This window comes from Nitrospirillum amazonense (assembly GCF_029594735.1).
In the GTDB taxonomy this organism is placed as follows: Bacteria; Pseudomonadota; Alphaproteobacteria; order Azospirillales; family Azospirillaceae; genus Nitrospirillum; species Nitrospirillum amazonense.
Window position 1 is genome coordinate 1017591 of record NZ_JARPAF010000004.1, and the last position, 11561, is coordinate 1029151.

Sequence of the window (11561 nt, forward strand, 5' to 3'; positions counted from 1 at the left end):
AACGGCATGCGGGTGCGTATCCTGGGCTGCGGCGGGTCCGGCGGCGTGCCCATGATCGGCAACGTCTGGGGCGACTGCGACCCCAATGAGCCGCGCAACCGCCGCCGCCGCGCGTCCATCCTGGTGGAGACGGACAGCACCAGCGTGCTGATCGATACCGGTCCGGAAATGCGGGAGCAGTTGCTCGACGCGCAGGTCACCCGTATCGACGCCGTGGTCTACACCCACGCGCACGCCGACCACGCCCACGGCATCGACGACCTGCGCCAGGTCAACTGGATGAATAACCGGCCGCTGCCCATTTACGCGGATACAGTCAATCTGGGCCAGTTGCAGGAGCGGTTCGACTATTGCTTCAAGCCGCAGGACAGGCCGGATTGGTTCCCGCGCCCCTGCCTGGTGCCACACACCATTACCGGCCCCTTCAGCATCGGTGACCTGGATTTCATTCCCTTCCACCAGGACCACGGCCGCTTCCCCAGCCTGGGATTCCGTATCGGCGACTTCGCCTATTCCACGGATGTGGTGCACCTGGATGAGAGGGCCTGGAGCGTGCTGGCGGGCGTGGACACCTGGATCGTGGACGCCACGCGCATCGAACCCCACCCGGTACACGCCCACCTGGACCTGGCGCTCAGTTGGATAGACCGGCTGAAGCCCCGGCGCGCCTACCTCACCCACATGAACCACCAGATGGACTACCGCACCCTGATGGCGACACTGCCCCAGGGAGTGGAACCGGCCTATGACGGCCTGGTGCTGGAGATGGCCTGACCACCCGGCACCAGACCGTCCTGAGGTGCCGCCTTAGTAGGCGACCTGGGCGCGGAAGCCCACGGCCTGGTAGCGCAGGCCGGCTTGGTTCTGCAGCGTGGCACCGCTGAGCTTGCTGACGTCCACGATCTGGTAGTCGGCCATGAACTTCAGGTGATCATTGGGATACCAGTTCAGCCCCAACTGGATGACATCCTGCTGACCGCCCGCCACGCCGCCGGTCACCGACTGGGCCAGAAAGCGCTGGACATGGCTGTTCAGGTTGATATCGCTGTAGCGCGCCGCCACCTCGAACGCGCCCCAGTCACCCGTTTCGGGATTGAACGGGTGGGCAACCTTGAGCCCGCCGAAGCCGCCGCGGGCCGACTGGTACAGGCGCGGCTCACCCGTCAGCACCCAGGACGCGTCCACATAGGCGCCATGGAAGGTGAGGTCGGGTGTCTGGGTGGCACCGCCCAGGCCGGCCCCGGCCTGATGCTGGCGGTTCACACCGATCTCAACATACTCCGCCTGGACCAGGAAATTCTGGTAGCGCAGGCCCACTTCGGGGTTCCAGGTGTAGACGCCCGTCGCCGGCATGGAACCGGTGTTGATCAGCTTGCTGGTGTCCACCCTCAATTCCGGCTGAACCGACAGGGCCAGGTTCTGCGCCAGCCGGTTGCTGTCGTTCTGGTTCATGCTGAACACCTTGGACCCGCTGAAGCCCAGGTGGACGTCGTAGTCCTCGCCGTAGACCGGGCGGCCCGCCACGCGCATCACGGCACCCGTCTGCTGCCCGTTGGAGGGCTGGGTGGTGGAGATGGCGGTGGTGACCGATCCGGTGGCGCCGACGGATGAGGTCGCGGTGGTGGTGGACTGGCCGCCATACGCCTGGCCTGTCAGGAAGCCGGAGACGAAGAAGCGGTCCTGGTAATAACGGGCACCCACGGCGGCGCGGGCGTCGCCGGCGGCGATATTGCGCTCCACATCCATGATGGCCGGGCGTTCCATGAACATGAAGTCGTTGGAACTGGGCGCGTCCTGCAGGCTGATGTTGGGCTGCAAGTACCCCAGCGCCGCCGTGAATCCCTTGAAGGGCGTGTAAGCCAGGTTGGCCTCATACAGATACTGGGTGTTCTGGCGGCCGTCCGGCGACCCGCCGAAGTCGGGCGTGACCGTCGCCGTGACATCGCCATAGCGAAAAACGAAGGGAATGCGGATGCGGCGGGCGTTGACGCCATCGCCCAGATCCACGCCCGATCGCTTCACGCTGGCGTTGTCCTCGAAATAGGCGGCGGCATCGAACTGCGCCTGCAAGCCGATCTGCAGCGTACCCTTGCCGCCGAAGGCGGTGAAGGTGGGGCGGCCGCCGGCCATGGTGAAGCTGCCGTTATCGCCGCTGCTGGCCTCCAGCTTGGCGATGGTCTTGGCCTGGGTGGCCGCTTGCGCCGCGACCTGTTCCGCCTGGACCTTGGTTTCCGCCTGCGCCTTGGCGTCGGCGGCCTCGCGCGCCTCGAGCGCTTCCAATCGAGCCTGGATGGCCTGGCTGACCTTCATCTGCGCCTCCAGTTGGGCGCGCAGGAGCTGGACTTCTTGGGAAGCGCTTTCGGCGGCATGGGCGGGAAGGCCGGCCATGAGGCCACAGGCGGCGGTGAGCAGGAACACGCCGGCTCGCCCATGCGGGGACGTCCGCGTTTGCTTGAACATTTAAGAGACCCTTCATCTGTATTCGATCGCACCTGATCGGGATGCAGGGTCAATTCTAGACGCTATATTTATATCTTTATTGCATGCGCCTGATAGTATTTTACGATCGTTCGATCATAATATCTAATATTGAGGCAAGTTATACCTTGCGCATATCAAAATACTCTGTTTTCGATATGGATCAACGGCCATCAGCCTGGCGGACTCCAATCACCCGCCTTGTCCATGGCAACCGGTATGCGCGGCGCGCGGTGCTGGGCAAAAATGCCCGCATTGCGAGTGTGCGTTGTGTCACACCGCCGTCATGGTAAAATCCCTGCCATCGACAAACGGTTCGGGTGCCCAAGAATGCGGCGTTCCGGTTCCTGTCCCTCCCGCCTGCGGCCTTTCCACGCCGCGATCGGCTCTCGTGTCTAAGGCTTCATCGACATCGGTTTGAGCCAGCGCCGCCCCTGACACCGGCGGCCTCCTGACACATCCCCAGTTCCCCTTATTCCGCCTGCCGGAATGCCCCTATGTTTGGGCGTCGGCAACGGCGGTACTGCGCCCGGATTCCGTCACGGATCCGGACCGGGCGCCTACGACCTGATCCGTTGAACGAGGCTTCCATGCTGGAGTTCCCTTCCTGGGCGCTCACCACGCTTTATCTGGTGGGCGGCGTCCTGGGCGTGCTCATCCTGGCGTTTCTTACCGGTACCATCGTCTACATCCGCAACGATGCCGTAGGCATCGTGGAGAAGCTCTGGGCACTGGGCGGCTCGGTTGAAGAGGGCTTCCTGGCGCTGGCGGGCGAGGCCGGCTTCCGGCCGGAAACGTTGCGCGGCGGTTTTCATTTCTTCATGCCGCTGCAATACCGCGTGCACCGCGCCAACCTGGTGACGGTACCCCAGGGCAGCCTGGCCTACATCTTCGCCCGCGGCGGCCAGGCCCTGCCCAACGCCCAGGCGCTGGCCCGCTGGCCAGCGGGGGTGGGGGTGGAGAACGCCCGCGCCTTCGTGAGCCAAGGCGGCCAGCGCGGCCCCCAGCGTCGCATCCTGCGTGAGGGCGTCTATGCCATCAACACGGCGCAGTTCATCGTCTTCACGGAATCGGCCACCCACGCCGTGGTGCTGGGCGATGCCAGCGATGCGCGCGCCGTGGAGACCATGCGCGAGATGATCGAGGAGCGTAACGGCTTCCGCCCCCTGATCATCCGCGACCATGAGGACGCGGTGGGCGTGGTCACCGTCCATGACGGCCCCGCCCTGGACCATGGTGAAATCATCGCCCCCACGGTGGGCACCCACGCCGCCGACGGCGCCACCTTCCACAATTCCTTCCAGGATCCGGAGACCTTCCTGGCCGCTGGCGGCCGCCGGGGCCGGCAGGAACAGGTGCTGGTGGAGGGCACCTACTACATCAACCGTCTGTTCGCCACCATCGAGGTGCGACCCAAGACCCAGGTGGAAATCGGCAATGTCGGCGTGGTGGTCAGCTTCACCGGCCCGCGCGGCACCGACGTGTCGGGCACGGATCATAAACATGGCGAGCTGGTGCAGCAGGGCCAGCGCGGCGTCTGGCAAACGGCCCTGCACCCCGGCAAGTACGCCATCAACCCCTATGCCGTGAAGGTCAGCACGGTGCCGACCACCAACTTCGTCCTGCGCTGGATCGAGGGGCGCAGCGAGGCCCACGGCTTCGACGACAATTTGGCGGAGATCAAGCTCATCACCAAGGACGCGTTCGAACCGGTGCTGCCCCTGTCCATCGTCGTGCACATCGGTTACGACGACGCCCCCTGGGTAGTGCAGCAGTTCGCGGACATCAAGAAACTGGTGGAGCAGACCCTGGACCCCATGGTCAGCGCCTGGTTCAAGGACGCCGCGCAAAGCCGCACCCTGATCGAGCTGGTGAACCAGCGGGCCGAGGTGCAGCGCGAGGCCCTGGCCGCCATGACCGGGCGCTTCGCCAAATACCGCCTGAACGTGAAGGAGGTCATGATCGGCACGCCCCGCGCGGCCAAGGGCGACACCCACATCGACACCATCTTTGAACAGCTGCGCGCCCGCCAGGTCGCCCGGGAGAAGGTGGAGACCTATGAAAGCCAGCAGGTGGCGGCCGCCAAGGAACTGGAGCTGCGCGCGGCCGAGGCCCGGGCGGCGGCGCAGGGCGACCTGACCAAGTCGTCGGTGTCCATCGAGGTGGCGCAGAACCACGGCCGCGCCGAACTGGCCCGCAAGACGCAGGAGGCGGAGGCGACCAAGGTGATGGCCGAGGCGACCGCCATGCGCACCCGCACCGAGGGCCGCGCCGAGGCCGACCGCGTGGCCGCCATCGGCGACGCCAACGCTCAGGCGGCCAAGGCCCAGGTCGATGCCTTCGGTGGTGCGGAGATGGCCCTGTCCAAGGAGGTGGCCGCCATGCTGAGCGGCGCCATCACCCAGGCCAAGGTGCCGCTAGTGCCCACCGTGGCCATGGGTGGCGGCGAGGCAGGCCATGGCACCCTGGTGGACGCCCTGATCAGCCTGCTGATGGCCCAGGGCGGCCTGGACCAGTTGGTGAAGCAGCGGGGCAAGCAGCCGGAGACGGCGGCGTAAGGTCGGAACCAAGCTCAACTGCCAAGCGAGTTATTCGCTGACATTGCCAGTGTCGGCGGCGAAGCGGGGCTCTTCGTCGCCGATATGGCTTTGCGCCGAGTGTGGTGCGCCGGGTCAACGATATCCGTTTGGGCATGTTTTCGGGGGAAGCCATTATTATCGGCTCCGTTTGATGGGGCCGGGGCGGCCATGGGCCGCCCCCGGGACCTTAGTTCGTCCTAGATTTGCGATAGACCACCATCAACGACCACTTCGGTGCCGGTGACATAGGCGCTATCCGAACCAGCGAGGAACAGGACCGCCCGAGCGACTTCTTCGGCGCCGCCGAAGCGATGCAGCGGAACCTTGGTAACGATGGCATCGGCGAAGGCCTTCACCGTAGCTTCGTCGAGACCGACCTTGCTGACGAACGGCGTGGCGATAGGACCTGGGCTGACGGCATTGACGCGAATGCCGCGCGGGGCGAATTCGGCGGCGAGCGACCGGGTCAAGGAGCGCACGGCGGCCTTGGTCGCCGAGAGGATCGACAGGCCTGGGGTGCCGACTGCGTTCAGCCATGAGGTCGTGAGAACGATGCTGCCGCCCTCCACCAACAGGGGAGCCGCCTTCTGGATGGTGAAGAAAAGGCCTTTGAAATTGACGTCGAACTGCTCATCGATCTGCTCTTCGGTGACCGCTTCCAGCGGCGCCGCCAGGCCGAGACCGGCATTGGCATGAACGATATCGAGCTTGCCGTACCTCCGGGACACCGCCTCGATCACGCCGTCGATATCGGCCTGCTTCCGCAGATCGGCCGCGAGGACGAGGCCATTATCGCCGACGATCTTTCGGGCCGCTGCCAGACGCTCAGGATTGGTACCGACGGCGATGACCTCGGCACCCTCTGCGCGGAGAAGAGAAACTGTGGCGAGACCGATGCCGGACGTGCCCCCGGTGACGAGTGCAATTTTGCCATTGAACTTGGACATTGGAATTCTCCAGACTTTCGAATGTGTTACGAAGTCGGAGCGCGCGTTCCGTAAGAAGATGTATCGCTTTTCGAGGGCCTGCCCGACAAATGAGATGTTCTAGGCTCGCGCAATAGAATATCTTTAGCGGCATGCGAGCCCCAGAGCATCTCAACGCGCTTCGCGCCTTCGAAGCGGCGGCCCGGCACCTGAGCTTCGCCATGGCTGCCGACGAGCTGAACGTGACGCCGGCAGCTGTCGGTCAGCTCGTGCGGCGCCTTGAGCAGGTCATCGGGTTCGAGCTGTTCCATCGCTCACAATCGGGCGCAGCCAGGCTTGTCCTGACAGAGGCCGCTCAGGCTGCGCTACCGGAGTTGCGCGCCGGATTCGAGCATCTGGCAAGCGGGATGGCTCGGCTCCGCGCGGCGGGCGGGCGCAGACGCAAAGGCCTGACCGTTACCGTGTCCTTCGCCTTCGGCGACAGATGGCTCATGCCCCGGCTCGACGGTTTCCGCCGCCGGTATCCGGCGTGCGAATTGCTCATCGACATGAATACGAATCTCAGCGATTTCTCGAAGGGCGATATCGACGTCGGTCTACGCTACGGCGCCGGAAATTGGCAGGGCCTGTCGGCGACATATATTACGCGCGATTCCTTTTTCCCGGTATGCAGTCCGGGCCTGATGGATGGCGTCCATCCACTGCGATCGCCCGAAGACCTGGCACATTTTCGGCTCATCCATGACGTGTCCCTGGCGTTGTTGCCTGATTTCAGAACCTGGCGCGACTGGTTCGAGAATATTGGGCGCAAGGCACCCGACACCTCGCGAGGTTTGCGGGTCAATGATTCCACCGCAGCCTACCGCCTCGCAGTTGACGGGGGCGGTGTCGCGCTGGGCCGGACCACTCTTGTTACCCAGGATTTGGTTGAGGGGCGCCTGGTGCGTCCCTTTGGGCCGACGCTGGAATCACCGCTGGCCTACTATGCGGTCTGTCGACCACAGGACTTCGATGATCCAATGATCGCTGCATTCAGAGATTGGCTCGTCGAGGAAGGGGCCAGGAGTGAGACCGATGGGAGGCCGCCTGGGCCGCGCTGACGCCCCCTCTTCGACAAGAGTCACCGCTTCAATCTTGAATTCGGTGTGGGGTTGCGCATCAGGCCCGGAAACTTGAAGCGCGATGTCGCGGAAATGACTCTGAACCCGGGTATGGTCCCACCATCCTTGATGTTCCAAGAAAACAGGGTCTTAGATGCGCTACCTCCGCTCCGTCCGCCGCTGCCTGCGCCTCACGGCCGCCTTCTTCTTCGCCGCCCAGCCGGCGGCGTGGGCATGGAGCGGCCACGCCCTGTGCACCTGGGACGCGGTGGAGGCGATGCCGCAGGTGGCCGGCCGTAGCGTGCCGGCCGAGGCGCTGACCACCTTCCTGGCCAAGGAGGCGGCGGCCTTGCCCAAGGTGTTGGAGGAGGAGGAGCAGTGGGCGCGAACCAACGTGCCGTTTTACGCGCCCCGGCCGGACAGCCTGGCGTTCAAGGCGGCGGACGGGGCGGGGCCGGCGGCGCTGAAGCAGGCCTTCGTCCATGCCATCCGCGTCAACGAGGACGTGCCCTTCGCGCTCTATGTGCAGCGCCAGCCTGGCACCGTCGCGGCGGCGGGCCGGGAGATGACGTGGCCGGCGCTCAGTATCCTGAAGGACGCCGGCGACGTCGACCAAAAGCGGATGGAGCGGGTGGAGGAGGGGGAGGTGCTGGGCGTGGCCGATGTGGTCGCCACCGCCACCGACGAGCCCGATTTCGGCCTGGATATCGGCCTGTTCCAGGACAATGGCCAGAAGCAGGGTGCGCTCTACAATTTCGGTCCTCAGCCCTTCGGCAATCCGCTGCTGGACTATGGCAGCCAAGCGCCCTTCCACATGGGATTCTATCACGAGGCCGGCATCCTCTATAAGGCCGCCCCCTTTCTTCAGCACACCTACCCGGAGGCGCGGGTCCATTTGTACATGACCCTGTCGCGCTTCGCCTTCGCCAAGGGCCACCCCTACTGGGGCTGGCGCTTCGCCGGCTGGGCCGCCCACTATGTCCAGGACATGGCGCAGCCCTACCACGCCCGCGTCCTGCCGGGGGTCGGCACGATTTCCATGCTATGGACCAGCGTGCTGGACAAGGTGGGGGTGCATGGGCCCAGGGTCGCGGCCCTGAACCGCGTCACCAACCGCCACACGGCGCTGGAGAACTACCAGAAGAACCGCATGACGGCCGCTTTGGCCCGGGGCGACAAGGCTGACCCGCTGCTGGCGGCGCTGCGCGACACCAGCGGCGACGCGGCGGTGCAGCGGCTGCAGCCCACCACCCTGCGTGATGTCAGCAGCGTGCAGTCAGTGGCCGCAGCCGACGCGCTGGACGCCCAGGTGGAGCGCAGTTTCCCCGCCCGCTACGTCTCGGATGCCGCCACCAACCTGGATGGCAAGGACGCCGACCTTTATGCGCTGTCAAGCCAGGCCCCGGCGGCGGAGCAGGCCAAGCTGGCCGGCCTGGTGGCCGACCGCATGCGCCAAGCCGGCCGAGATACCCGGGCCGTCATCCGCGCGGTGGCGCCGGATGGGACCGAAGCCGCCCAGCGCTGAGAGGGGCGCCTGCGCTTGGTTCCTGCATGGCCGCCTCGGCCGTCAGACGCGGCCGTAACTGTCTTCCAGGCGGACGATGTCGTCCTCCCCCAGGTAGGGGCCGGACTGAACCTCGATCAGGTTCAGCGGAATTTTGCCGGCGTTCTCCAGCCGGTGGGTGCAGCCCAGCGGCAGGTAAATGGACTCGTTTTCCCGCACGATGTGGGTTTCGCCGTCGCGGGTGACGGTGGCGGTGCCGTTGACCACCACCCAGTGCTCCGCCCGGTGGAAATGCTTCTGCAAGGACAACTTGTGCCCCGGCTTCACCGTCAGGCGCTTCACCTGGAAACGCTCCCCCTCATGCAGGGTCTGGTAGTAGCCCCAGGGGCGGTAGACGCGGGGACGGGCCAGCGCCTCGCGCCGGTTGCCCTTCTTCAGGGTGGCGACAATGCCCTTCAGGCCATCCATGCGATCCTTGTTGGCCACCAGCACGGCGTCCGGCGTCGTGACGACGATGACGTTGTCCATGCCCAGCACGGTGGTCAGGATGCCGTCGGTGCGGACATAACTGCCCGTGGTATCCTCCAGCACCACGTCGCCGTGCAGGAAATTGCCCTTGTCGTCCACGGGCAGCACGTCCAGCAGGGATTTCCAGGAGCCGACGTCGCTCCACCCGATGCTGCAGGGCACCACCGCGGCATGGGCCGTTCGGGCGAACAGGGCGTCGTCGATGGAGATGGAAGGCGCCTTGGCGAAGCTGTCGGCGTCCAGGCGCTGGAAGTCCAGATCACCGGCGCGGCGCTCCACCGCCGCGCGCACCGCCTCGATCAGCTTGGGCTCGAACCGGCCCAGTTCCTCCACCAGGCGGTCGGCGCGGAACAGGAACATGCCGCTGTTCCACAGGTGCTGGCCGCCGGCCAGGTAGCGCTCCGCCGTGACGCGATCCGGCTTTTCCACGAACTCCGCGACCCGGAAGCCGCCGGCGCACCCCGCCAATCCGTCACCCTTGCGGATGTAGCCATAGCCCGTCTCCGCGCGCGTCGCCTCGATGCCGAAGGTGACGAAGGCGCCATCGACCGCCGCCGGGATGGCGATGTCCAGCGCCGCACGCCAGGCGGCCTCATCCATGATGGAATGGTCGGCCGGCAGGACCAGCATCAGCCGGTCGGGCCGGGTGGCGGCGGCGACCACGGCAGCGGCGGCGATAGCCGGCGCCGTGTTGCGGGCCAGCGGCTCCAGGAACAGGCTGTCCAGTCGCAGGTCGATGGCGCGCGCCTGCTCCGCCACCACGAAGCGGTGCTCATGGCTGGCGATGATCATGGCGGCCCCCAAGCCCGCCTGGTGGCAGCGGCGCAGGGTCTGCTGCAACAGCGACACCTCGCCGGTCAGGGGCAGGAACTGCTTGGGGTAGAGTTCGCGCGACAGCGGCCACAACCGCGTTCCGGAGCCTCCCGATAGAATCAGCGGAAGTATCTGCGCCTTGTCCATGACGTCCCCCAGCCAAATCCCGCCACCCGGCGCCATTCGCACCCCGGGTGCGAATAATTACATTTCCATGGTGGCACGTGATTTACGGTGTATGGCTCCGACCCGATTGATTCTTGGTCAAACTGAAGCCTGACAATGATCTAATCTGAAGGCCATATTTTCCAACGGCCAAAGCCTACTTGATTACTGATCCGCGGAAACGGGGGTTGGGCATGGCCATCAACATAGATGGTTCCAGCGGGATTCAAGCCTCGATCCAGCGGCGTCTCCAGGAAATCTAAGGCAGGATTCCTCAACCACCTTGCGGCGCGCATTGATGAGATCGCACGCGCGGCAGCGGCGCTCCGGAACCGCGCCGCACCGTTCCGGTTTCCTGAATGATAGCCGCACAATTAAGGGCCTGCCGCCCGGCTCGCGTCGGCGTTATCTACCATCCGACGGCCGGTGCCAAAACGCCGGCCCGGACCACAGGAGACGGACCATGGGTTTGCTGGTTGAAGGTGAATGGCGCGACGTTTGGTATGAGACCAAGTCGACGGGCGGCCGTTTCGTGCGCAAGGACAGCGCCTTCCGCAACTGGGTCACGGCCGACGGATCCACCGGGTCCAGCGGGGACGGGGGCTTCAAGGCGGAAGCCGGCCGTTACCACCTGTATGTCAGCCTCGCCTGTCCCTGGGCCCACCGCACCCTGATCATGCGGACGCTGAAAGGGCTGGAAGACGCCATCAGCGTCTCCGTCGTGCATTGGCGCATGCTGGAGGAGGGATGGACCTTCGCCGAGGGCCCCGGCACAGTGCCCGATACGGTGAACAACGCCCGCGTGCTGTACCAGGTCTACCAGGCTGCCGATCCACGCTACAGCGGCCGGGTCACGGTGCCGGTACTGTGGGACAAGCAGCAGCGGACCATCGTGAGCAACGAGTCCTCCGAGATCATCCGCATGTTCAACGGCGCGTTCGACGGGGTGGGCGCCAAGCCGGGCGACTATTATCCCCAGGCGCTGCGGCCGGAGATCGACGCGCTGAACGCCCGCATCTACGACACCGTCAACAACGGCGTCTACAAGGCGGGCTTCGCCACCACCCAGGCCGCCTATGAGGAGGCCATCGCCCCCCTGTTCGAGACCCTGGATTGGCTGGACGACCGCCTGGCCAGCCGCCGATTCCTGACCGGCGACCATGTGACCGAGGCGGACATTCGTCTGTTTACCACCCTGGTGCGCTTCGACCCCGTCTATGTCGGCCATTTCAAGTGCAACATCCGCCGCATCGCCGACTATGCCAACCTTTCCCCCTACATGCGCGATCTGTACCAGCTGCCGGGCGTGGCCGGGACGGTCAACCTGACGCACATCAAGGGCCACTATTACGAAAGCCACCGCTCCATCAATCCCACCGGCATCGTGCCCGTAGGCCCGGCGTTGGACTATGGCAAGCCGCATGGCCGGGAACGGATGTCGCCGGGCAACCCACTGCCGATGTGAGAA

8 protein-coding genes are annotated in these 11561 nt (G+C 65.4%); 5 read left to right on the forward strand and 3 right to left on the reverse strand.

Annotated features, from left to right (window positions below):
• Nucleotides 1-6: 6 nt before the first annotated feature.
• Nucleotides 7-774: an MBL fold metallo-hydrolase gene (locus P5F91_RS25315; protein WP_277908622.1), complete on the forward strand. Its 768-nt coding sequence runs from the start codon at nt 7-9 to the stop codon at nt 772-774.
• 33 nt (nt 775-807) lie between these two features.
• Here the strand turns inward: P5F91_RS25315 and P5F91_RS25320 are convergent, their stop codons facing one another.
• Nucleotides 808-2418, reverse strand: a complete 1611-nt coding sequence (locus P5F91_RS25320) for an OprO/OprP family phosphate-selective porin (protein ID WP_277908623.1) — start codon at nt 2416-2418, stop codon at nt 808-810.
• A gap of 650 nt (nt 2419-3068) precedes the next feature.
• Here P5F91_RS25320 and P5F91_RS25325 point away from each other — a divergent pair.
• Complete coding sequence (locus tag P5F91_RS25325; RefSeq protein ID WP_145610000.1) at nt 3069-5036, forward strand: SPFH domain-containing protein; 1968 nt, start codon at nt 3069-3071, stop codon at nt 5034-5036.
• 218 nt (nt 5037-5254) lie between these two features.
• On the opposite strand, the gene P5F91_RS25330 is transcribed toward P5F91_RS25325, so the two are convergent.
• The gene (locus tag P5F91_RS25330; protein WP_145610001.1) at nt 5255-6004 is read right to left on the reverse strand and encodes an SDR family oxidoreductase; all 750 of its coding nucleotides are present in this window, start codon (nt 6002-6004) and stop codon (nt 5255-5257) included.
• A 131-nt stretch (nt 6005-6135) separates the two neighbouring features.
• Here P5F91_RS25330 and P5F91_RS25335 point away from each other — a divergent pair, with 131 nt between their 5' ends.
• Nucleotides 6136-7083, forward strand: a complete 948-nt coding sequence (locus P5F91_RS25335) for a LysR substrate-binding domain-containing protein (protein WP_145610002.1) — start codon at nt 6136-6138, stop codon at nt 7081-7083.
• A gap of 154 nt (nt 7084-7237) precedes the next feature.
• Nucleotides 7238-8608, forward strand: coding sequence for a phospholipase (locus P5F91_RS25340; RefSeq protein ID WP_145610003.1), 1371 nt, complete (start codon nt 7238-7240; stop codon nt 8606-8608).
• Nucleotides 8609-8650: 42 nt separating this feature from the next.
• Here the strand turns inward: P5F91_RS25340 and P5F91_RS25345 are convergent, their stop codons facing one another.
• Entirely contained in the window at nt 8651-10075 is a 1425-nt protein-coding gene (locus P5F91_RS25345; protein WP_246134310.1) for a mannose-1-phosphate guanylyltransferase/mannose-6-phosphate isomerase, read from the reverse strand.
• Nucleotides 10076-10556: 481 nt separating this feature from the next.
• Between P5F91_RS25345 and P5F91_RS25350 the strand changes: the two genes are divergently transcribed.
• On the forward strand, nt 10557-11558 hold the full coding sequence (locus tag P5F91_RS25350; RefSeq protein WP_145610005.1) for a glutathione S-transferase family protein: 1002 nt from the start codon (nt 10557-10559) through the stop codon (nt 11556-11558).
• Nucleotides 11559-11561 lie beyond the last annotated feature (3 nt).